This window comes from Blastopirellula sp. J2-11, assembly GCF_024584705.1.
Taxonomy (GTDB): domain Bacteria; phylum Planctomycetota; class Planctomycetia; order Pirellulales; family Pirellulaceae; genus Blastopirellula.
The window spans coordinates 3,562,581-3,585,661 of the sequence record NZ_CP097384.1 but is presented as its reverse complement, the minus strand read 5'-3'; the positions used below and the strand labels follow the sequence as shown (position 1 = coordinate 3,585,661).

Annotated in this window: 18 protein-coding genes; 6 read left to right on the top strand and 12 right to left on the bottom strand. The window is 54.6% G+C overall.

Annotated features, from left to right (window positions below; all coding sequences use genetic code 11):
- The first annotated feature begins 64 nt into the window (after positions 1-64).
- The 5 genes from M4951_RS14240 to M4951_RS14220 all read left to right on the top strand — a co-directional run bounded on the left by M4951_RS14240 (position 65) and on the right by M4951_RS14220 (position 8,302).
- Positions 65-742, top strand: a complete 678-nt coding sequence (locus tag M4951_RS14240) for a response regulator transcription factor (RefSeq protein WP_262022320.1) — start codon at positions 65-67, stop codon at positions 740-742.
- Positions 736-2,193, top strand: coding sequence for a sensor histidine kinase (locus M4951_RS14235; protein ID WP_262022319.1), 1,458 nt, complete (start codon positions 736-738; stop codon positions 2,191-2,193). Before M4951_RS14240 ends, M4951_RS14235 begins: the two co-directional genes overlap by 7 nt.
- 43 nt (positions 2,194-2,236) lie before the next feature.
- Positions 2,237-3,460: an efflux RND transporter periplasmic adaptor subunit gene (locus M4951_RS14230; protein ID WP_262022318.1), complete on the top strand. Its 1,224-nt coding sequence runs from the start codon at positions 2,237-2,239 to the stop codon at positions 3,458-3,460.
- A gap of 67 nt (positions 3,461-3,527) precedes the next feature.
- Complete coding sequence (locus M4951_RS14225; RefSeq protein WP_262022317.1) at positions 3,528-6,605, top strand: efflux RND transporter permease subunit; 3,078 nt, start codon at positions 3,528-3,530, stop codon at positions 6,603-6,605.
- Between the two features lie 257 nt (positions 6,606-6,862).
- On the top strand, positions 6,863-8,302 hold the full coding sequence (locus M4951_RS14220) for a TolC family protein (RefSeq protein WP_262022316.1): 1,440 nt from the start codon (positions 6,863-6,865) through the stop codon (positions 8,300-8,302).
- 51 nt (positions 8,303-8,353) lie between these two features.
- On the opposite strand, the gene M4951_RS14215 is transcribed toward M4951_RS14220, so the two are convergent.
- The 9 genes from M4951_RS14215 to M4951_RS14175 form a co-directional block, all read right to left on the bottom strand.
- Positions 8,354-8,998, bottom strand: a complete 645-nt coding sequence (locus M4951_RS14215; RefSeq protein WP_262022315.1) for a hypothetical protein — start codon at positions 8,996-8,998, stop codon at positions 8,354-8,356.
- A 119-nt stretch (positions 8,999-9,117) separates the two neighbouring features.
- Positions 9,118-10,251 carry an isocitrate/isopropylmalate dehydrogenase family protein gene (locus M4951_RS14210; protein WP_262022314.1) on the bottom strand — a complete coding sequence of 378 codons (1,134 nt, stop codon included), beginning with the start codon at positions 10,249-10,251 and terminating at the stop codon, positions 9,118-9,120.
- Positions 10,248-10,880, bottom strand: coding sequence for a 3-oxo-tetronate 4-phosphate decarboxylase (gene otnC / locus M4951_RS14205; protein ID WP_262022313.1), 633 nt, complete (start codon positions 10,878-10,880; stop codon positions 10,248-10,250). Before otnC ends, M4951_RS14210 begins: the two co-directional genes overlap by 4 nt.
- Positions 10,877-12,145 (bottom strand): 3-oxo-tetronate kinase, encoded by a 1,269-nt coding sequence (otnK, locus tag M4951_RS14200; RefSeq protein ID WP_262022312.1) that lies wholly within the window; start codon positions 12,143-12,145, stop codon positions 10,877-10,879. Before otnK ends, otnC begins: the two co-directional genes overlap by 4 nt.
- Before the next feature lie 4 nt (positions 12,146-12,149).
- A complete protein-coding gene (locus M4951_RS14195; RefSeq protein WP_262022311.1) occupies positions 12,150-13,856 on the bottom strand; it encodes a cyclase family protein in 1,707 nt (568 codons plus the stop codon).
- Positions 13,853-15,148, bottom strand: coding sequence for an MFS transporter (locus tag M4951_RS14190; RefSeq protein WP_262022310.1), 1,296 nt, complete (start codon positions 15,146-15,148; stop codon positions 13,853-13,855). Before M4951_RS14190 ends, M4951_RS14195 begins: the two co-directional genes overlap by 4 nt.
- A gap of 68 nt (positions 15,149-15,216) precedes the next feature.
- Positions 15,217-15,621, bottom strand: a complete 405-nt coding sequence (locus tag M4951_RS14185; protein ID WP_262022309.1) for a carboxypeptidase-like regulatory domain-containing protein — start codon at positions 15,619-15,621, stop codon at positions 15,217-15,219.
- Positions 15,622-15,706: 85 nt separating this feature from the next.
- Positions 15,707-16,744 carry a DUF1559 domain-containing protein gene (locus M4951_RS14180; RefSeq protein ID WP_262022308.1) on the bottom strand — a complete coding sequence of 346 codons (1,038 nt, stop codon included), beginning with the start codon at positions 16,742-16,744 and terminating at the stop codon, positions 15,707-15,709.
- Positions 16,745-16,889: 145 nt separating this feature from the next.
- Positions 16,890-18,677, bottom strand: coding sequence for a DUF5060 domain-containing protein (locus M4951_RS14175; protein WP_262022307.1), 1,788 nt, complete (start codon positions 18,675-18,677; stop codon positions 16,890-16,892).
- 272 nt (positions 18,678-18,949) lie between these two features.
- On the opposite strand from M4951_RS14175, the gene M4951_RS14170 reads away from it, so the two are divergent.
- Entirely contained in the window at positions 18,950-19,879 is a 930-nt protein-coding gene (locus M4951_RS14170; protein ID WP_262022306.1) for a LysR family transcriptional regulator, read from the top strand.
- A 172-nt stretch (positions 19,880-20,051) separates the two neighbouring features.
- On the opposite strand, the gene M4951_RS14165 is transcribed toward M4951_RS14170, so the two are convergent.
- From M4951_RS14165 to M4951_RS14155, 3 genes are read right to left on the bottom strand one after another with little or no spacing between them, the layout of a single operon-like run.
- Positions 20,052-21,581 (bottom strand): permease, encoded by a 1,530-nt coding sequence (locus tag M4951_RS14165; RefSeq protein ID WP_262022305.1) that lies wholly within the window; start codon positions 21,579-21,581, stop codon positions 20,052-20,054.
- Positions 21,578-22,063 carry a hypothetical protein gene (locus M4951_RS14160; protein ID WP_262022304.1) on the bottom strand — a complete coding sequence of 162 codons (486 nt, stop codon included), beginning with the start codon at positions 22,061-22,063 and terminating at the stop codon, positions 21,578-21,580. Before M4951_RS14160 ends, M4951_RS14165 begins: the two co-directional genes overlap by 4 nt.
- Before the next feature lie 19 nt (positions 22,064-22,082).
- Positions 22,083-23,066: an AAA family ATPase gene (locus tag M4951_RS14155; RefSeq protein WP_262022303.1), complete on the bottom strand. Its 984-nt coding sequence runs from the start codon at positions 23,064-23,066 to the stop codon at positions 22,083-22,085.
- Positions 23,067-23,081 lie beyond the last annotated feature (15 nt).

Below are 23,081 nucleotides of genomic sequence, written 5' to 3'. Positions count from 1 at the left end.
TCGATGAATCAAGATGGTGTTTGGCGATGCAATTTACCCGCCGATTCACCCACTGCTGGACCGCATGTCCCTGATTCTAATTGTCGAAGACGAACCGCGACTTCTAGGGAGTATTGCTCGTACTCTGGAAGAATCCGGGTACGCGACGCTTGCTGCCGAAACATTGGCGGCGGCCGATCGACAATTCTCCGACCAGGTCGATTTGGTGCTTCTAGATGTCATGCTGCCCGATGGAAGCGGCGTCGACTGGCTGGCGACGGTTCGCGGCGCCGGCAATAGCGTCCCTGTGCTGATGCTCACGGCTCGAGATGCGGTGGAAGATCGCGTTATGGGGCTCGATACAGGCGCCGACGACTACTTGGTGAAACCATTTTCCTGGGATGAATTGTTGGCCCGCATTCGTGCTCTTTTGCGGCGTGGTCCGCAGTCGGAATCAACCCTGCTGAAGTTCGGTCCCCTTACCGTCAATTTGCTTCTCCGTCAGGCCTATCGCGACGGAAGCGAATTGGAACTCCAGAATCGTCAGTTGGAGATATTGATCTACCTGATGCGGCACGGAAACGAAATTGTGACACGCGAGATGGTCGCGCGGGATGTCTGGAAAGAGCCAACCGCAACTTGGACGAACGTCATTCAGGTGCATATCAACCATCTGCGAAAAGTATTGGAAGCGCCAGGGCGACCAACCATTCTGCACACGATTCGCGGCCAGGGGTATTTACTGGGAGACCCGCCATGTTGAACATCTCCATTCGCTGGCGTTTGACGCTTTGGTACGCCGCAGCGTTGGCCGTCATTTTAACGGTTTTTTGTTCGATGCTGATCCCTTTGACTTATCAGCAATTGCTTGCGCGCATGGATGCGGAATTGCGAGAAGAGCTGCAAGAGCTCTATCTAGAGGTTCAACTCGCTGAGGACCCAAGCGAACTGGACGCCAATCTGGCGGCTCGATTTCGTCAACATGAAACGTTCGACTTCGTAATTTTTGATAAGAACCAAGCGATATTATTCGCCAGCTCTGGCGTAACGTCAGAAGTTGCTGGCCAATTATCAGACTCCGCCTACGAATTTGAAACACGACAAGCGATGAACGACGCATCCTATCGTATCGCGATGCGAACGGTCGAAGGGAAGAATGGAAAACTGGTTATCAAAGTGCTCACGCCGCTCAAGCCTTTGACCAAGGATATTGAAACCCTATTCGTATTGATCGCGATTTTGCTTCCCATCGGTATTTTGTTCGCCCTTTTGGGAGGCTACTTCCTGGCCGCCAGAGCATTGGCCCCCGTCGAGCAGATTGCCAGGGTCGCTGACTCGATCACGATCTCCCAACTCGATCGCCGTATCGCCGTCGCCAATCCGCATGATGAGTTGGGGCATCTTGCCGGCACGCTGAATCGCCTGATCGCTCGCTTGGAGCGGGCCGTAGAAGAGATTCGTCGCTTCACGGCCGACGCATCGCACGAACTGCGAACTCCGCTGGCCGTCCTGCGCTCGGAAGCGGAGTCGACGCTGCGAAAAACGCGTTCCGAAGAGGAGTATAAGGCCGCACTCCGGGTAATCGTGGAAGAAGCGACGCGGCTAGGAACGCTCGCGGATCAGTTATTGACGCTGAGTCGTCAGGACGCAGGCATCACTACTTGTCGGAGTGAGCCTGTGCAGATCGATGCGTTATTGCAAGACGTTATCGAACTACTGCGGCCGCTCTCCGAATCGCGCAACGTTACGTTGTCCACGGATCAAATGCATGCATGCGAAGCGTTAGGAGATGATGTTCGCTTGAGCCAAGCTTTTTTCAACGTGCTGGAGAACGCGATCAAATACTCTTCGCCGGCTTCGGCCGTCGAAGTAGAGACTTCTGACGCCGGCGAGCAAGTTCAGGTCACGATTTGCGACCACGGCGTCGGGATTCCGGCCAACCAGTTAGAGCGTGTGTTTGATCGGTTTCATCGAGTTGATTCATCTCGCAACCGTTCCATTGGCGGTACAGGTCTGGGATTAGCGATTACGCAAGCCATTATCGTGGCGCATCAAGGAACAATCGAGCTGTACAGCGAACCCAATGCAGGTACGAAAGTCGTCATCTGCTTGCCCAAAGCCGCGTTAAACAATGAGAATTTGTCGCTGCCCGAGACGAAACGCCATGAGTCGCCCATCCGGGGAAAGGTCAAAGTTGATGAGTCCAACGCTTAGACAGAGCGCGCGCCGTCTGGTCCTGATAGTTCTCTGCGCAAGCGTGTCGCTGACATGCGGTTGTCAGCAGAAATCGACCAAGCCGGAGAAGTCCGCCCAGGCGCCTTCCAAAACCACGCGACCAGTTGCCGAAAGTGATCTGAACGTCATCGAACTGACGGAAGATGCAATCAGACGACTCGGATTAGAAACGGTGATGGTCGAGAAGCGGAAGATGGTCCGCACGCGTCCCTATGGAGCCGATTTGGTTTTACCGACGGACGCGTCGGTGATTGTCTCGGCGCCGCTTGCTGGCACGCTGCGCAGTCCGAGCGATCAATCCAAACTGGATGTTGGACGACGTGTTGATAAAAGTCAGCCGATTTTGTCCATCTATCCATTGTTGTCGCCGGAACGTGCGGTGCTGACCCCTGCGGAGAGGATTCGATTTGCGGAAGCAAAAAATACGTTGGCTCAGTCGAAGATCGATGCGGAAGGCGCCGTTCAGCAGGCGTCGGTCCAAGTCGACTCTGCCCAGATCGCCTTCCAGCGCGCCGAGAGATTGCTAAACGATATGGTTGGCACTGTGCGGAGCGTCGATGAAGCGAGAGCTCAATTGGAACTGGCCGAAAAAGGCTTGGCCGCAGCAAAGCTGAGACAAAGTCAAATTGATGGAGTCATCCTCGATGAGGATGCGGGTACCTTAGCCGCCATTCCAATTCCCACGCCGATCAGCGGCATCTTGCGAACAGTTCAGGTTCAACCCGGCGAAATGGTCGCCGCCGGAGCTCCCTTGTTCGAGGTCATGAATGACGAAATTCTGTGGGTTCAAGCACCCGTATACGTAGGTGATTTACACGAGATTGACATGACGAAAGCTGCTCGGGTGACGATGCTTGACGGCCGTCCGTCAGATCAGGATGTAGTCGTTCAACCGATTGCGTCTCCGCCGACGGCGACCCCCTTGGCGGCGGCCGTCGACTTGTATTTCCAACTGCCGAATCCCAATCATCGTTTCCAGCCGGGGCAAAAAATCGCGTTGCATTTGCCGCTCACAGGAGACGAGATACAAACCGCAATTCCTTGGGCCGCGGTCATTCACGACATCTATGGCGGGCAATGGGTCTACGAACAAACCGGCGAACGTGAGTTTGTTCGGCGGCGTGTTCAGGTTGGTTGGGTCGACGAAGACTGGGCGGCGATTCGGCATGGACCTGAAGTTGGAGCGAAGGTTGTCACCGCAGGCGCGGCCGAGTTGGCCGGAGCGGAGTTTGGATTCGCGAAATAGAGCGAGTTCGACGTATCCCATCTCTCTTTCTGCTACGACAACTTGCACTATCTACCGAGGAACCGCGATGAGTTGGCTTGTCGAAGCTGCGTTAAAACTGCGAATCGCCGTACTGGCGCTGTCGATCATGCTGATCGTCGTGGGGATTCGCTTGATTCCTCATCTGCCGCTCGACGTCTTTCCGGAGTTCTCGCCTCCTTATATCGAGATTCAGACAGAAGCCCCAGGACTGTCTGCGGAAGAGGTCGAAAACCTTGTCACGTTCCCGCTGGAAAATGCGCTGGTGGGCGCCCCCGGTCTCGAGACGATTCGTTCTAAATCGGTGCTTGGGCTCTCGTCGATCCGCTTGTTGCTGAACTATGACGCCGACGTCTATCGAACTCGGCAACTCGTCCAAGAGCGGCTCGCCTCTGAGACTCCTCGATTGCCGGTCGTGGCCAGGGCTCCGGTCATTCTGCAACCGCTCTCTTCATTGAGCCGGATGATGAAGATTGGGATCTGGTCCGAAGAGCTGGACCAACGCGAAATGACGGAACTTGCCGTCTGGACGATTCGTCCTCGCTTGATGGCGATTCCTGGCGTCGCTAACGTGGCGATCTGGGGGCAGCGCGACAAAGAATTTCAGGTTCTGGTCGATCCGCAAAGGCTACGCGATCACCAGGTGACGCTCGACATGATCTTGAAGTCGGCCGGAGACGCCGTCGTTCTCGACGCAGGCGGCTTCGTCGATACGCCCAACCAACGTCTGGCCGTTCGGCAGTTGTCGCCGGTCGAAACGCCAGAAGACTTGTCCCAAACTGTCGTCGCCTACCGTACCGGCGCGGTGTTGCGTTTGGGGGACGTCGCGAAGGTGCAAATCGGATCGCCGCCCGCGATTGGTGACGCGATTATCAACGATGTGCCAGGCTTGTTGCTGATCGTAGAAAAACAGCCAGCGGCGAACATTTTAGAAGTCACCAGAAAGATCGAAGCAGCTCTTGATTTGATGAAGCCGGGGCTTCGCGGCGTAGAAATCGATTCCACTATTTTTCGCCCGGCGACCTTCATTGAACGTTCGATTGATAATCTCACGCATGCGCTGCTGATTGGATGCGTGCTGGTTGTGATCATTCTGGTTCTGTTCCTCTACGATTGGCGAACCGCCGTGATTAGCCTGACAGCGATTCCTCTTTCGCTGATGGCGACGATCGTTGTGCTTTATTGGTGGGGCCTGACGATCAACACGATGATAATCGCTGGTTTGGTGATCGCTCTGGGCGAAGTCGTCGACGATGCGATCATCGACGTCGAGAACATCGTGCGCCGGCTCCGTTTGAACCGCGCAGAAGCCCAACCGCGTTCACCATTTCGTGTGGTGCTCGCCGCTTCCTTAGAGGTTCGCAGCGCTGTTGTTTATGCGACGGCGATTATCATCTTGGTATTCCTGCCGATCTTTTTTCTCGAAGGACTGCCGGGCGCCTTTTTTCGCCCTTTGGCGTTGGGCTATGTCCTGGCGATTTCGGCTTCTCTATTGGTGGCGCTGTTGGTGACCCCGGCGCTCTCGTTGATGATCTTGCCGTATGGAAAGAAGGATGCTCACGAACCTCCCTTGAGTCGTTGGTTGCGCCGTCCGTATCACCTGATCTTGCCCTGGTTCATCCGGCGTCCGATGGGAGCGATCGCGCTGCTGATCGTTTCCTTTTTGGGAACCGCCTGGCTAACGAGCCAGCTTGGGCAAGAGTTTCTTCCGAGCTTCCAAGAGACCGATTTTTTGATGCACTTTGTCGAGCGTCCAGGGACATCGATTGAAGCGATGGACCGAGTCACGATTCAAGCCAGTAAAGAGCTGCGATCGATCCCAGGCGTACGCAACTTCGGCAGCCATATCGGCCGAGCGGAAGCAGCGGACGAAGTCGTTGGTCCGAACTTTACTGAACTTTGGATCAGCATCGACGAACAGGCGGACTACGAAAAGACGCACCAGCAGATTCTGGAAACGGTGGAAGGGTATCCGGGGTTGTATCGTGACGTGCTCACCTACCTACGTGAACGGGTCAAAGAAGTGTTGACCGGTTCGAGTTCCAGCATCGTGGTGAGAATCTATGGCCCCGATCTCGACGTTTTGCGCGAGAAGGCCCAAGAAGTCGCGGCGGCGATGGAGAACGTGGAAGGAGCTGCTCACCTGAAGGTCGAGCCTCAGGTTTTGGTGCCGCAGGTCGAAGTTCGCCTTCGTCCGAATGCCGCCGAACGATTTGGTCTGACGCCTGGTCAAGTTCGCCGCGCCGTGACAACCATGTTGCGTGGAACGAAGGTGGGGGAAGTCTATGAGAATCAAAAGAAGTACAACGTCGTCGTCTGGGGCAATGAAGAAGCTCGGAGCGACTTAACCGCACTGCATGACTTGCGGATTGATACGCCCACCGGCGGCCAGGTTCCCTTGAAGGATCTGGCTGATGTGAGCATTGTTCCAGCGCCCAACGAGGTCAAACGCGAAGGGGGCTCACGGCGAATTGACGTCAGCTGCGATGCGGAAGGACGCGACCTTGGATCGGTCGCCAGGGACGTCGAGGCGGCGGTGTTATCGGTGCAATTCGATCGCGGCTATCATCCCGAGTTTTTGGGCGAATACACGGCGCGTCAGCAATCGCAAAACCAGCTTCTGGCCCTTTCGACCGTCTCGTTGATCGGGATGATCCTGATCTTGTACATCGATTTTCAATCGCTGCGTCTGACGCTAATTGTCGCGCTGACAATTCCATTCGCTTTGATCGGCGGCGTGGTTGCGGCCTGGATCGCCGGAGGCGTGTTGTCGTTGGGATCGCTGATCGGCTTTGTCACCGTTTTGGGAATCGCGGCTCGGAACGGGATTATGTTGGTCAGCCACTACCGGCATCTTCAGTTGGAAGAAGGGGAGCCCTTTGGACTTAACCTGGTCGTCCGCGGCGCTGAAGAACGATTGCTGCCGATCTTGATGACGGTGCTGACAACCTCGCTAGCTCTGCTGCCTTTGGCGATCTCTGGCAATAAGCCAGGGCATGAGATCGAGTACCCGCTTGCCGTCGTCATCGTCGGGGGGCTCGTCACTTCGACGATTCTTAATCTGTTCATTCTGCCCCCTCTCTACCTGCTTTGGGGGAAACCTCAACCAACTGTCGTTGAAGATTAGACTTGGATTGCGATTATTTTCCGCATAATCGCCACAGCTTTCCAACAAGAAGATTAACTCCGATTTACTGCTACATTCGCTACTGCTGTTACCACCGCGTATTCGTCGAATTTAGCCCATAGCTGACCACGGAATCGAATCGAACAAGTTTCGAATCCCAGTTGCCAGCATTGGAAATTGCTATCAGGCGGAAAATGAATATGCGTAGGTCAGGCTCTATTCTTGGCATGGTTTTATTGGCGGGCATTGGATGCCGCATGGATCCTGCTGTAAAACCGCAAGGATTGACGCCGCCGCCGATCACCGATTCCATGGAAGCGTTTCCAGCCGAAACCGCTGCTTCTTCCCCAGCCGATATTCGGTCGGCGGCCGCGTTTGAATGGGAATCGGATCTGGTGACCTTGGCGTCCGCTCATTTCGAGCCGACGGACCTGCCGACACCACATGAGCCGGTCTCCTCGACGCGACCGCAACCTTCGTTCAACCTGATGGAAACGATCTCTCTCGGCCTTGCTCAGAACCCAGATCTGGTCGCTCTTCGTCAAAATGAAAACGTCGGCTCCGCTGTGCTAGGCGTCGCCGAAACCTATCCCTACAATCCCTTCGCGCAAGTTCGGGTGACTCCCTATCAAGATGCTCCCGCTGCCGGCGTCGGCACGACCTATCACTACGTTCTTTTGATGCAGCGCATCGAACTCGCTCATCAACAACGATTTCGCGAGAACAGCGCCGCTTCTGCACTGAATCAAATTCGCTGGTCAATTCATCTAGCGGAATTGCAAAACGTAGGGCTGTCAGCTCGACTTTACTTGACTGCGCTCTATCAACAGGAACTGCTTTACCTGGCCGAGGAAAGCCATCAGAACAATTTGGTGTTGAAGAACACCTTAGAAAAACAACTGGATGCGGGCCAGGCTTCCGGCGCCGATGTGGCGATTGCTAGAATCGACGCCCAATCGACTGCGCAGCAGTTGCGACTTGCTCAGGCGAACTATCAGCTTGCGCTGCGTGATTTAAAACGCCAAGTCGGGCTTTCGCCGGAAGCGGAGCTGCGACTTGCTGATCGACTGACGCAGCATGATTGGCTCCTCCCCACATTGATTGCTGATGGAAATGATGACCCTTGTCAGCGGACTTCCCCCGAATCGATCTCAGGCTGGGCGGCGTCACGTCCCGATGTGCTGGCCGCGCTGGCCGATGTCGATGCGGCCCGAGCAAACCTAAGCCTGGCTAGTGCGGCCAAAACGCCTGACGTTCAGGTTGGTCCCTACTATCAGCGCGGACGTGACGAAGTGACCTATCTCGGTTTACAAGCCCAGATGGACCTGCCGGTCTTCAATAATGGTCGACCGCTGGAACGGCAACGAGTCGCAGAATTAAATCAGCGATCGACCGCATGGAGACAATTGTTCCGGAGGGCGAATCTCGAAGCCGAAGCGGCTTGGCAGAGGTATCAACTCGCCTACGAAAGTTTGCACAGCTCCGGTCTTGAAAAACCGATCGAAGTCCCCAACGCACTCGCAGGTTTAGAACGCCAATTCCAAGCCGGCGAAGTCGACATCACCCGCGTCGTCCAGGCCCGCAACAGCATCTTGCAAAACCAACGGGTCCGCCTTGACCTGTACAACGAACTCGCTCAAGCTTCGGCAGACGTCATCGTTGCGATTGGATTGCCGGTCGAAGATGTCGTTCGCTAAGACAAGCCTCGTGAAAAGATTCGCCTGAAATGCATGAAGAAAGAGAGGATTCTACTTCCGACGTTCTTCGGGAATGAATTCTCGATCGGTGGTTAGAAGCCATTGATCGAATTCAAATCCATCTTCGCGCATCGAGAATTCGATCGTGTGCGCCCCTGACTTCTCGATGTCGAGGTAAATCTTATAAGGTTCTCCGCAGTGTTGTTGTTCGGTGCGTTGTTTACTTTCCCATCGCCAGCTTTTTTTGCCGTCACACCACTGCATGCGTTGACCGCTTGGGGGCCATGTTCCATCCAAGCCGACATGGATTCCGTTGTCTTCCGATCCCGTTGAGTAAGCCCGAACCCAAACATAGTACCGACCAGGGTTCGTGATTTGGACCTGATACTTCAGCACGGCCAGCTTTCCGGGCAGATCGGAGAAATTCTCTGCTTTCAGCAGCTTGTCGGCGTGCGTTCGTCGAGTGTCAGGCAACACTTCCAAATAGGACTTACCACTCGCGTTCTTCCAATGCGGATCGTCTCCGTCAGGAGTGACGTCAGGCGTTTGCATCGCGGACGTGACGTAAAACGCACGCTTTTCCGTCATCGATTGTTCGGAGAACTCTTCCGCCTCGGCGAGAAGAAAGCCATCTTGTTCGACAAGAATTGGTTTCTGATCGTCAGCCTGAGTTCGACTTGCGTCTCCGATCGGCAAGTAAGTTCCGACGAAGAGCAGAATCAGAATTATGGAATGGGTATTTCGGCACATAAGAACCGGGCTATTGAAATTTCAGTGGAGTGAAGGAGTCTGTTTATGATCGTGACGTCCACCGACTACGATATTTGATCGGCAATCGCCGCGGCGACGTCACTGGTGCTCGATGTCCCGCCGATATCGGGCGTTTTGGCGATGCCTTCTCGCAGCACGTCGATAACGGCATTTTCGATCAGTATCGCCGCCTGCTTGGCGTCGGGATCATTGTTCCTATCTCCAAGCCAATCAAACATCATGCTGGCGGAAAGGATCGTCGCGATTGGGTTGGCGATGTTTTGACCGGCCAGATGGGGCGCTGAACCATGCGAGGGCTGGAACAACGCGTGCTTCGGGCCAATTTCTGCAGATGGGGCCATTCCCAGACCGCCTACGAGCGCGGCGCCCAGGTCAGAAAGGATATCTCCGAACTGGTTTTCCATCACGAGGATATCGTAGGCCCCGGGATTCTGGACGAGATAGAGAGCCATCGCATCCACATACTGAGCGGAAAAGCCAATTTCGGGATACGAATCGGAGGTTTCGACTAGAATTTTTCGGAAGAAGGCGAAGCTGCGAAAGACGTTCGCCTTGTCGACGCAGGTCACGACGCGCCGTCCATCGCTGGGACGTCCGTTTCGTCGGCTTGCTAGTTGAAACGCGAAATCAGCTAACCGTTGGGTAGAATTTCGGGTGATCACAATCGTGTCGGTCGCGACTTGATCGTGCACGACGCACCCGCCGCCAAACGAAGCGAACAAGCCTTCCAGATTCTCACGAAGAATTACCAGGTCGATGTTGGCGTCGCTTTTCAGGGGAGTGGGAACGCCGGCGTATAGTTTGACCGGACGTACCGCAACGAACAGATCGAGTGCGCGGCGCAGGCCCATCATCATGTCGGGTTGTACTTCGGTGCCATCCGCTTTGCGGACATCCGGGAGACCGATCGCGGAAAGAAGTACCGTGTCCGCACGCATACAAGCTTCCAGCACGGCGCCGGGAAGCGCTTCACCTGACTTGCGATAATGCTCGGCGCCTGCTTCATGGTATTCGAATTCGACCCGCAGATAGGGGAGAGCATCGGAAAGACGTCGAATAACTTGGACGGTTGCGTCCATCACTTCGGGACCGATCCCATCCCCAGGCAACAGTGCAATTTTGTACTTGCGTTGCAATCCGGCGCGCGCGGCTTTTACATCTCCAAAACTTTCTATCACGAGGAGAACCTTTCTAAAAGTTCTTGGCATTGTTGCGACATGAGGTAGCTGGCCCTCTCGTCTTTGAGCAAGAGAAACAATTTGGCCGTTTCTTCTAGTTCCTCCGCGCCGGCAACCGCCGAATCGAGGTTGGATCCGCAGAAAACCGGGCCATGATTCGCGAGCAAGAGGGCCCGAGAATTGGCGGCGACGTCTCTGACGATTTCGCCAAGCTTTTCATCCCCCGGCGGAAAGTAGGGGACCCGAGTCACGCAACCCACCTTCATTACAAAGTAGGCCGTGATCGGAGGGATGACGTTTTGGGGATTCAGATCTTGAAGGCACGATACGGCGACGGAGTATGTAGAGTGAAGGTGCACGACCGCATTGTCATTATCTCTGGCCTGGTACATCGCCAGATGCAGAAATGCTTCTTTGGAAGGCTTGTCTCCTTGGAGCAAGTCGCCGCACCAGCTAATTTTGGACAATCGGTCGGGATCAAGCCGACCTAGCGAAGTATTGGTAGGAGTAATCAACATGCCGTCCGGAAGACGCACGCTGATGTTTCCCGATGTTCCAACTCCGTAGCCGCGCTCATACAGCGACTTTCCGTAGCACGCAATTTGTTCACGCAGTTCCCGTTCGCTCATGGAAGCATCTCCAACGCAGTCCGGAAAAAGTCGTCTTGGCCGAAATTTCCCGACTTGAGCGCGATCGCTAAATACGGTTCATCCACGGTCTCCATCCAGGGGACGCCTGGGGCGATCTGGGGGCCGATACGAAATCGGCGAATATCAAGGGCGCGGATGACGGCGCCCGAGGTTTCTCCTCCAGCGACGATCAGCCGGCGTATCCCTTCCGCGACAAAGGTGCTCGCGACGGCGCCCATCGTTTCTTCGATAGCCGCCGCCGTCTTTTCGACGCCAAACCTCGATTGCAGAGACTGGACCTCAGAGGCTGACGAGGTCGATGAAATCAGCGCCGATCCTTGCAGCAAACGTGTGCGCGCCCAGTCCAAAATGGACGTCAAACTCAAGTCGCCGCGAATGAGGGCGGCGATATCTAAAGAAAGGGAGGGAGCGGACTCTGACCAATTCGCAACTTGTGCTTGGGTCGCTGGAGAACAGCTTCCGGCGAGCAGTAACGTGGGACCGGTTGCGACAGGAATGGCCGGTTCCAGGGATAGCGAAGTCAGACATCCCTCTTTCCGGTACGCTCCGGGTAACTTGCCGCCTAGACCTGACCCTCCGGTCACAAACGGCATGCGGGCCGCGACAGCGGCGATCGTTTCCATGTCGCCGTCGTTGATGGCGTCGACAATGATCAACGGTCGACCTTGTTCGATTCGAGACTCGATCGCGTTAGCGATCGCAGACGGGGCTGTTGCGATAATGTCGCGGGAGATCAGCCCGACTGCATGTTTCGACTGCCGACTTAGAATCTGCGTCAGATCAGATTCCGTCATCGGATTGAGGGGATGGTGCTCCATCCCGCAACGGTTCAGCAGTCTTCCGTTGACGAACAGATGTCCGCAGTAGACAGTTCGGCCGTTCTCTGGAGTGGCCGGACAGAACAAGGTTCCGTCAGCGTGCAGCGCGGCCATGAGAGCTTCGGCAACCGGACCGATGTTGCCTTGCTCGGTAGAGTCAAACGTCGAGCAGTACTTGTAGTAGAAACGATTGACCCTACTCGATTGCAACGCGTCCAGTGCGACCAGCGTTTGTCGGACCGCAACAGCAGGAGGAACCGATCGCGTTTTCAGGGCGATCACAATCGCGTCGGTTTCAGGCATGGGCCGGCAGGCGCAACTTGTGTCGAACCACAGTTCCGTACGCATTCCACCAACGGTCAATGCGCTGGCAAGGTCGCTTGCTCCGGTCACGTCATCGGCGATACAACCTAAGAACGGCGGCATAGGTTCAAATCTCATCGGCAAGTGGAGCGTGTCTTGACTCGATCGCGATCGCCCTCACTGGACAACCGTCACCCCCTTCAACGCGCAGCGGAATCGCAATGAATTCGACAACGTCTTGCGTCAATTGATCCAAATTCGCAAGTCCCTCCACGATCACGACGTTTCCTTCCAGCAGAATCTGGTGAACTTCTGTCAATTCGACGAGGTTGTTGACATCGGCGACCGAAGGGGGCTCGACGCCGATCAACGCAACTTGCTTTTCGACGAGCCATCGCGCGAGGTCAGTTGAGATTCGAGGTAGATCAGCCCGATAACTGAGGGTCCCAGCCAAGCGATGCCAATCGGTCCGGAGAAGGAGTCGATCCCCAGATTGAATTCGCGGCATCCAGGGAGAAAATCGCTCTAGCGTCAACAGTTCTCGCGGAGCTACTGGAGCAAGATTGATGACCTTGGCCGGTCCCACCATCACCTCCAAGGGGATCTGGTCGATCGATGCGCCTTGCGGGAGAAAATGTTTGGGGGCGTCCATGTGAGCGCCGCTGTGCGAGTAGAGCGAAAGGGTTGTCGCATTCCAGCCGTCTTGGGCGATCGACTTGCATGCGGCGATATCAACACCAGGCATCGTCGCGTTGATTGGCAGCGTCAAATCGATCATCGGTCCTGTTTTCGCAGAGCTTTTCACCTCGTCGATTCGAATCGGCCGATTTTGCGCCGCAGACTGATAAGCGGCCTCCACAACATACAAGTTGTTCAGGTAGTCGCGCCTAGTGGTCTCAAATTCTTCGCCTGAAATCAATCGATCTGCAAAATGCTTTTGAGTCGCCCGTACGCAATCGCCAGCGAAGCCGATGCGTTCGTGAACATAAGGATGTGCGGCGGGCGCTTCGCCCAACCGGGCGATCGTGATATCCCCTTCTTCGCTGAGCCAGATCGAGCCTTTGTCTCCCTCGATTTGAAACGCGCCGAATGTATAGCGAGGATCAGAACTCGTTGATTCATGGAAGCGATTCGCATCCCAGTTTCCTAGAGCGCCGTTGGTGAAGCGAACGGACAGCACCGCGGCGTCTTCTCCTTGAATCGCGTCGTTGAAGCGACGTGTGCGGCAGTAAACCTCGTCGATTTCTCCGCCGAGAAAGCGGAACGTGTCAATGAAATGAACGCCAGTCTCTTGGAGGAGAAAACGAGGCATATCGCGGAAATAGGGTTGGCGATTCAGGTAAGCATCCGCTTTCCAACCATCACCCATTCGCGTGCGGCAACTAATGCCGAAAAGTTGTGTTCCGATGGCTCCCGCTTGGAGCAAAGACTTTATCTCGCGGTGCCATGGTTGGAAACGGAAATTTTCGTGCACCATGAAGCGAATTCCCGCTTCTTCCGACGTACGGATAATCCGCTGGGATGTGGCCAGATCGGGGGCGAGAGGTTTCTGGCAGATCACCGGCAAGCCGCGTGCGGCGGCGTCGCGAACGAGATCAAAATGAGAACTAGGAGGAGTAACGATATCGACAAAGTCGACTGCGACGGCGTCCAATGCTTGGGAGAGTGTAGAGAAAGTCTGCTGGATCCCAAACTCCGACGCAAGCGCCTCAGCGCGAGGTCGATCGATGTCGCATAGTGCAGCAATTTCCACGTTCTCGATGCGCCGCCAGGCGTCGAGATGGAACTTGGCGAAGTAACCGCCGCCAACGCATAGTCCACGGAGTTTTTTCATGAAACGCACACAACCTTCTCGGCCTCTTTGGCTTGGACCGGTTGTAAGGCGCGATGCGGATTGACGCCTAGCCAGGCGAATATGGCAAGCAAGTTCAGCGCTGCTGCGAGGAAGAAGAAGGGAATGTTCGATCCGGTCCATGCCGCCAGATACGGAAAAGCCAAAGCGGTGATGAATGAACCGATGTTGCCCGCCATGTTCATCGTTCCAGATACAACGCCTGCATGTCGTTTTCCGATGTCGATACAAAAGGACCAGGAAGGGGCTAGCGTCATGTCAGCGCCAAAGATCGCCAGACTAAAAAAGAGAATCGAGCTTAGTGCTGAGTTCGCCCAGACCCCTCCTAGCAAGCCGACCGCCGCACAGGCAAAACCCAGCATCGCGGGCCCTCTTCGCGACCAGGTCCAATTTCCGTTTTGATAGATTCGGTCCACAAGCCATCCAGATGTCCAATTCCCGATGGCTCCGCAAATCAAAGGGGCGGCGGAATAGAGACCAGCCTCGGTAATGCTTAGTTCGTACGTTGACTTCATGTGCGGAAACAGCCAAGTCAGACAAAAGAAGAACGTGAAATTCGAACAGAAATATTGAAGTGAAATCAGCCACATGTTCCGCGATTTGAGCATGGCGGATGTAAGCCCCTGATCAGCGTCGTGATCGATTTGTGCGGGCTCCTGTCGTGTGGTCAAAATTTCGTCCCGTTCCCAGGGCTCAATTGTGGGATGCTCCGTGGGATCGTCTCGGAACATCCAATACCAAACGGCGGCCCAGATGAAACCGACCACCATGAGCGCCAGAAAACAGTTCCGCCAGCCAAAGGAGGCGATCAGCAGCGCAATCACCGGCAAGGCAAAGGCCGCTCCCAACCGAGATCCCGAAAAGTTAATGCCTTGGACGATGCCGCGATTTTTCATCGGTATCCACGAAAACATGGCTCGTGACATTCCCGGAAACGCGCCAGCCTCGCCGGCTCCAAAGAGAAACCGGGTGATCAACAATGGAATGAAGCCGAAGACGAGTCCCGTCAATCCGGTGAAGATCGACCAAAAGACGACGATTGCCGTGAGCACCCGTCGAGGCCCCAAGCGATCGGCAATCCAACCGCCTGGCGCCTGAAATAATGCATACCCCAAGGCGAACGCCGACATGATCCAACCCAGCTCCGGGGTTGTTAAGGGAAGTTCCTCAGCGATCTGACCTGCGGCCGCGGAGATGCAAATCCGGTCGACGTAAAGCAGGACCGAGAGCGCAAAGGTTCCTCCTACGATGAGATGAGTTCGACGGATATACAAGGAGATTTCCTTTCAGTGCTGCTTTCACATCACTGTAGAAAGTCAAAAGTGAAGAAAGTGAGCTGGTGCTATTGGGGAAGACTCAACTCAAAGTTTTTGTTCGGTTCTTCGATGTTGACCTGCATCGGCTGGTTCTTGCGAAAGTACTGAACGACCTTTTTTTGAACCTCGGTTGCAGGAATACTGCCATCATCCGAGGGTGAGACCCAATAGACGCTCACCTCTTGTGGACCAGGTTCGATTCCAAATTGATCAATACTGTGTTGCATACGGAACTTGCCATTCTCGTCGGTTGTCGCTTCGCTTGCGCGCTTGCCTTCCGGTTTGAAGCTAACAATCATCTGGGGAACCGGTTGCCCTTCGTACGTCAACGTCCCCTCCAGCGGCACCACGTCGTATTTCGCCGCACCGCACCCTAAAAAACTAAGGGGAATAAAAAGGACAAGAAACCATCTCGTAATAACTTCTTTCATCGTCGATCTTTCGGATTAGATTTTCTCCTGGTGGTCGGAGAAGGCCTCCTCAACTAGGAAAGCCCCCTCATGGAAACGCAACAAATTAGAAATCGCCGATTGGGAGTCCATCATTAATCGAGGCGAGGCGCTCCGAGACGGTGTTAATGGTGCTGTCGCCATCACCCCCGTAGCTCCATTCCAGCGTCTCCGAGAGGAATCGGACTGATGCGTCAGCCAGAGCGACGTTTACGCCCCCTGGGTGCACGCTTGAAAGCCCTTCCTGACGCGACCAAAGTTGGACCGTGTCGGTATCTGGAGCGGTGAAGTTAAGTCCCCCCTGGGCGCCGTTGATCGGACCGCGAAGCGTAAACCAGATGTCTTCATGGCAATCTTCATGACTGCCTGCAAGACAACCGATCCATGTTCCAGGATAAAAGTGGATATTTTGTTTCAGCGTATAAGCCCGTTCGCCTAACAGGATCGTATTTGTGGTGCCGTCGGTGATGTCCTTGAGGCCGAGAGCATCTGCTTTCGAGGCGCCGCCGGAATACCGGAACGCGCCGGACGCGACGGTTTTGTATTGACTGTTGTCCCAAACTCGTGATCGATTATGACCAAAGCAGCCGTTGTAGTTTGATTTCGGAGCCAGATTCGCCGGAGTCGTATCGAAGGGGTTTCCTCCTGTGCGTGAAAATTTAGAGGAATCGTTGACGACAGGTCCGGCGTCCGAGGGACAAATGAATGCGTTCAAGACCAGAGATTTGTCATCTAACGTGATTCCGGTGGACGCCGTAGCTTTCACGTAATCGTCAAGCGGAATTTTTCCTACGCCCAAACGATCCGCCATGTTTTGTTGTTCAAGAAAGGGAAGTATCAGCGCTCCCCAGCCCCAGCTGGCGTTTCCCTGATCGCCGGCCGCAGTTGACGCGGTAGCTGTGGTGATCGCACCGGCTGGTAAGGTTCCAAACGAATCGTGATAGTTGTGAATCGCCAAACCAAGCTGTTTGAGCTTGTTGGTGCATTGCATTCGACGCGCCGCCTCGCGTGCTTGTTGCACAGCGGGCAGCAATAAAGCGATCAAAACGCCAATGATGGCGATCACCACCAACAGTTCGACTAGCGTAAATCCTCGACGAGACATTCGATGATCTCCTGCATGAAAAGGAGTTATTGCCTTCGGAATCTTAAACGCACCTGTTCGAGTGGATGTTGTTTGGTATGCGAAAAGTCCTAAAGGCGTATGACGAGAAATAGTAGAAGTAAAAATAAAGCGACAACGCAAACAGCTATCGGCTTAAAAGGATTACCCAGTCCTGATCAACACTTTTGGGAGGCGCGCCTAGCGACACGACGGCTCCCCCTTTGACTTCGGTGACTTTCGCCTTTTGAAGTTCGCCGCCGTTGCGAGGATCAAACCAGCGAACTTGATAATCCTGCGAATCATTTTTCAAATCAAGTTTTGCTTCTCCGCCGTCACCGAGATAGACGACATAAACGGTTCCCGGCTTCGCAAAGCAATATTGCGGCTTTGACTGCGAATCGGAACTCAAACGCGAATCCGCATTCTTCATTTCCCAAAAGGGGATCTCATTCTCTTGAAAGAAGTCGAGAGCGATCCGGCAGTAGTCCCAGGATTGATCGCGACTCCGAAAGTCTTCGCATATCAGATCGTTCTGCGGCAATTGATAGCCGAAGTAATACTCGACGCCGGCGCCGCCTGCCGTTAACGTTCCCCACAGCGTTTGCTTCCGAATGTCATGGAGGTCATATTTGTCGTGGTCTTTCCCCGCGACTCCATCTTTTCCCTCGTATCCAGGATCGGCCGGAACTCCAAACGAGGCCGGTCCTTGTTCATCATTGGCGACTACCCATGGCCGTCCCGCTTTAGCTGACTCGGTCACCCACTTCAATGTACGTGCGTGAGCCTGGTCCCATTCGTTTTGTAGCGATGCGCCGGTGAGGACCGACTGATCCCCGAGAAGCTTGGAATAAACTTTGTCTTGCTGACCCGGAAATGTATGAACAACAAGGTGGTGATCGTAGGGGTCGACATCTTTGAGGTACTGCGCCATCTCCCGTTGCTGTTTCGGGGTCTGCGTATTTTCTTCGCCAAGGTTCCAATTCAACGCCAGTTCGTGCCCGAAACGAGCGACAATTTCGCGACAGTAGAGCTTCCGCTCCGGACCAAGATCGCCCTTATTTAGTGAGGTCGGAACGTCATCATCCATCTCGGTTTCTTGCAGCTTGAAGTGCAGGTAGATCCCTTTCGATTGAGCATGATCAAAGACGATTTGCCATTGATCCAGCTTCGAGCAGTCGTAGTGAACCTGATCGTTGCGCTCAACAAATGGCCATACATTGTCTCCATCACCACCTGCGTTGTAGGGCAAGAAGGAGATGACGTTGCAACCCTTCTCCGCAAGGTAGTTGATTGCCCCGATGATCCCTTTTCCTTGGCCGTTCTTCCAGGTTGGATCACCGTCACGCCAGTCGCGACGATGGGCGTCCCACGTTTTCAACGGGACATTCTTTTTATTGGCGATGGTATCATCGAATTCTTTGTAGGCGAGAAACGTCTCTGGTGCGTCTGCGCCCGCTTTCAGGAAGTAGTCTTTCGTCCCAGCGAATTGCAAATAGCGTTTGCCGACGTAGCCAAGTCGTCCCTGGCCGCGAAAGTCTCTCCCCGTCTTATCGCTGGCGGCTACTTCAAATTCTCCGGAAAGCCCATCGACGCCTTTAACGGCGGTCCCTGTTGCAGCCGAGTCGAGCGCCGCATGCTTTCCTTTGACAAACGAAACCTTGTAAGTCCATTTGCCAGGCTTATCCGGCGAGAGATGAGCTCGCCATTGATTGCCTGATTGGGCCGAGGTTTCTGCAGCGTGGCCATCCGCTGCAAAGTAGCCAGGGACCTGATAGTGGGGAGATCCGGACTCGTGTTGGAAGTCAACGGTCATCCGATAATCGGTGAATGGATTTGGGCTTTTGTCGGTTTCGTTGGCTTGTGGACCGTCTGTCGTAAGAGTGACTTTGTGCCAAGTTTTAAGCTCGCCGCTAATCTCCGCACCGATCCCCATGCGTGGGGGTGTGGCAAGGATAAAGAATATGACACAAGCAATGGCGATAGGAGCCATGGCGAATCGGAAGTCCCTAAAGAGGGCCGAGCGTAGGACAAGCTGACGGTACGCCATGTCGAACAATCTCCGAAAAGTGAGTGAGAAGAGAGTGCCGTTGATTGTAAAGTGTTTTTTAGTTATCTAATATCAAATAATATCGAAACATCATCTGGTTTGGCCTAACGATCGCGACCGGCGAATTGGAACTCTTTTTTCGGAGAAGGAGAAGCGCTTTGCTGCCTGCGGATGTCGAAAATGCGAACGAATTGGTAGTTCAGCAGTTACGTTCGTTCTGCCTGGTCTACGAGCATCGCAGCTATGCGGCGGCGGCGCAAAAGACCGGCCGTTCGGCGCCCACTCTGTGGGAGCAAGTTCGGTCCGTCGAAAAGCGTTATGGCGTGGTGTTATTTCGAAGGAAAGGGAGACGGATCGAGCCGACGGCTTCTGCTGAGGTCTTGTACATTTCCCTACTTCCCCTGCTTGCAGGCATCGACTCGACGTTCGAGCAGATACGAGAGTTCAATACGCTAGGCGCTGATACGGTGACCATCGTTACCGGCGTTCGGATGATGTGCGAGGAACTAGGGGATCCGCTCGCCAAGTTTCATAAGGCGATGCCCAAAGTTCGGTTGCGCATTGTTCATGGTGACGATGACACGGCTGTACGGATGATCTCGGAAGGGACGGCGGACCTTGCGTTAACACTTGAAAGAGGCGCCGAGCAGCGTGATACGCCTGTCTCCAGCGAGCGCGCCTATGCGATTGACTATCTGGCGATCTTTCCGATGGGCCATCCGCTCAAGAAAAGAAAGTCGTTAGAACTTGCGGAGTTGATTAAGTATCCCATCATTGTTGGGCATCGCGGAACGTCGGGAAGAGTTCTTTTCGAGCAGGCGCTGCATCGCTTGGATTTACTGGGCAAACTTCAAATCGCCGCCGAGACGGACAATAGCGCCTTCACGATCTCTTGCGTCCGCGCTGGACTCGGAGTCGGGATCGTAGCAGGACAAGCGATCGAAAGCCCGTTAACGTATCAGTTAGAAAAACGTTCACTCTCGCACTCGCTGGGTCAGGCCTACGTCGTCTTTCGGAGAAAAAAAGGGCGACAAGCCACCAAGGTCATTCGCGCATTGATGGATCTGATCCGCGAATGTGGCGGATAGCGACACGGGACGCTCGTCCAGCGACGCCCCAGGCAACTCTTCAGAGGTCAATGTCCTGGCGAAGGCATGTGTGGAAGAGAAGCCTTGTGGGAGGATCGCTGTTCCCGTCGTCCTTTGGCTATCGATGGCCAGACATCGTTGCAATTGCGCTCGTAGCTTAAGATGCGGCAAGTTAGTCCTGATACGACTTGCGTAGTCTTGTATACGCACGATTGACTTTACCAGCCAATTCTTTCGCCTTGTCCGTCTCTTGGTCCTCGACGGCGTGTTCGAGACGCTCCAAGTATTCGCGGAAGACGAGCCCTTTGTATTGATGGTAGGGTTCCACTTCGCCGCTGCGCAAAAACTGACTTACCTCTAGCTTGCGGCTCCAGTCGTCAAAGATCGGAATCCAATGCTGCGCCACTTCCCAGCGTCCAGTTCGCGATCCATAAATGACTTCGGCGTTTATCGCGCGCATCTCTTCAAAGATTTCGTGCGGCGGGGGATAGTAGAGATAGCAACCGGAGATACTGACGACTACCAGGCCGACCAAAGAAATGACTCCGAGAACGGGACCAGGGATAGTACGATCCAACGATTTCGTCGCAGGCGTTGCGGTCTGTAGCCAGGCTTCGATTTGTTGCTTGGGATCAGCAAAACGTAGGCCAATAGCGCACACCATTGCGAGCGCAAACATTGCTGCGCCAACTTGTTCATGCGGAGCAATTTTCTTTGACAATTCGGTCCATCCTGACCGCATTGGGTTGGGCGTATTTGCATTAAATGGGGAACAGTAAGAATCAAACGCATGCGTATGGCCAGCCGGTTCGACTCCTTGCGGATAAAGGGGACCATCCACCGCATAGGAAAGCCCAATGACGACGCCGATCAAAATTCCGAACCAAGCGGCTGTTCTTCCTAGTCCGTACGAACGCATCATCCATCCGATGAGTCCCACGTTGGCGCCTGCTCCCAGCGCTAGGAGTGCGAAAGCGGCTCCCACCGAATTTCCATGGGCGAACATCGAAGCCAATTGCACCATGGCGACCATCGGCGTCGCATAGGCGGGAATAGCGATCACCGTCATGGACAAAATCGCCATGGGATCATCATGTTCGGCAGATTGTTGAAGACTGGCGTAGGGTAGAGCGATGCTGAGCGCGGCAACTCCCAGCAGACCGATCAAGATGTAGCCCATCGACGGCCCTGTCATCTCACGAAGACCGAATAGTGCGGTGGCTAGCAAGCGTCGCCACCCTTCTGGCACGGTTGGCGGATCATCGGCGCTTGACTGCTGAACGGCGCGAAAGCACCAATCCCAGAGGAGCCCGCAACCGGTTACGATGATCAACGAACAAAACGAAAAGGTAATGATGACCACTGGATCCGATAACGTCAGGCCGTAAAGGACAGAAATCGGATTGAACAGCGGCGCCGTTAGCGCAAACGCCAGGATCGTGCCGCCAGAAAGTTTGACGCGACGCAGTTCCATCGCAATCGGGATTACGCCGAGAGAGCAAACCGGCAACAGCATGCCAATGAGCCAAGCGTAAACCAAGGACTTGATCCCTGATTCGCCAAACAGCTTGCGCGTGCCGACTGCGCCTAACCATACGCGAAAAATCGCTGCGACCAGGATTCCAATCAGGATCGTGGGGATTGCGGCGACGGCTGCTTGACTGAAACGCAAGAGAGCGCCCCAAAATATCGTTTCGATCATGACTGGTTATCCCCTTCTCGTAACTCCATCTCTGCTGCGTCTGACGATTGCAGCGCGAGACGCTGGCTGCGGATCGAATCGGCGCAACGATCGAGTTCAGGCAGAACGCCTGCTAGTTCTTTAGAAAATTCCACCAACGAAGCCTGCGACGCATTGCGCCGGATCATTTCGGTTGCATGATACATCTGGTTCCAGTCTGCGCGGGAAAGATCGGACTCGGCAGCGAGCTCAGGCAACCAGTAAAGAAGGTCCGCCGCTTCAAGTTGAATATCGCCATCAGGGTGCGTGGATGGAATTTCATCGCCGGTGGAACCCGCAGTTTGAATGATTTGCAGTCGCTCGACGGCGGCGACAAAATCGGTCGGACGATGGGGAGGATCGTGGTGTTCAGCATGTTCATCCGAAGCGGATAAGCAGCCTAACAAGCCGACCAGGCCAATTACGGCAAGCAAGCGTCGGAGAATTATCGATAAATAATTCATTGCATTCATCTCCATGTTGTTAACCGCAGATAGGAACTTCGACATCGTTTAGTACGGCTTCGATGATCGACCGCGGATGGTCAAAATCGCCGGAGAGTCGGACTTGCAGCACCGGCATGGCGACATTCTGGATATCGTCAGGCGTTACATAGTCGCGCCCACGGAGATGAGCTCTCGCTTGGGCGACTCGCTGCCATGTCAGCAGTCCGCGTGGACTAAGCCCTAAGGTCACATCGCGATGATGACGCGTTGCGGTCGCCAAATCGACGAGATAGCGGAGCACGCTTTCTTGGATATGAACGCCGGCGACATGTTCCTGGAGGTGCTGCAAGGACTGCGGCGTTAGAATCGCCGGCAACGGAGATCGATCGCGATCCGCTGCGCCAATATTTTCAGCGAGCATCTCTAGTTCGCTGGCGCGGTCTGGGTATCCGAAGGTTAATTTCATTGCAAATCGATCGAGCTGCGCCTCAGGCAGCGGATAGGCTCCGTGACTATCCACAGGATTTTGAGTCGCGATCACAAAGAACGAATCCGTTAATCGATGCGTCATTTTGTCGATCGTTACTTGACGCTCCGCCATCGCTTCGAATAGGGAACTTTGCGTTCGCGGGGTCGCTCGATTGATTTCGTCAGCGAGTAAGACCTCCGAGAAAACCGGCCCTTCGATGAATTCAAACTCTCGCTTTTTCTGGTTGAAAATGCTAAAGCCGGTTACATCGGTCGGCAGCAGGTCAGGCGTACATTGAACGCGGGCAAAACGACCGCCGACCGACATCGCCAACGCTTTGGCGAGAGTTGTTTTACCCAGCCCCGGCAAGTCTTCGAGCAAAAGATGCCCTCTGGCTAGTAGGCAGGCGATAACAAGTTCGACCGCTTCGCTTTTGCCTTTAAGCGTCGCATTAAGTGCGCGGCGTAGTTCGTCGATGACCGGCTGGAATTCGCAGATCGAACCTGCAGAGCGAGCTCTTGGTTCCGGCGATGCGACATGGTTTGTCTTCATAGTCATTGTTCGTGA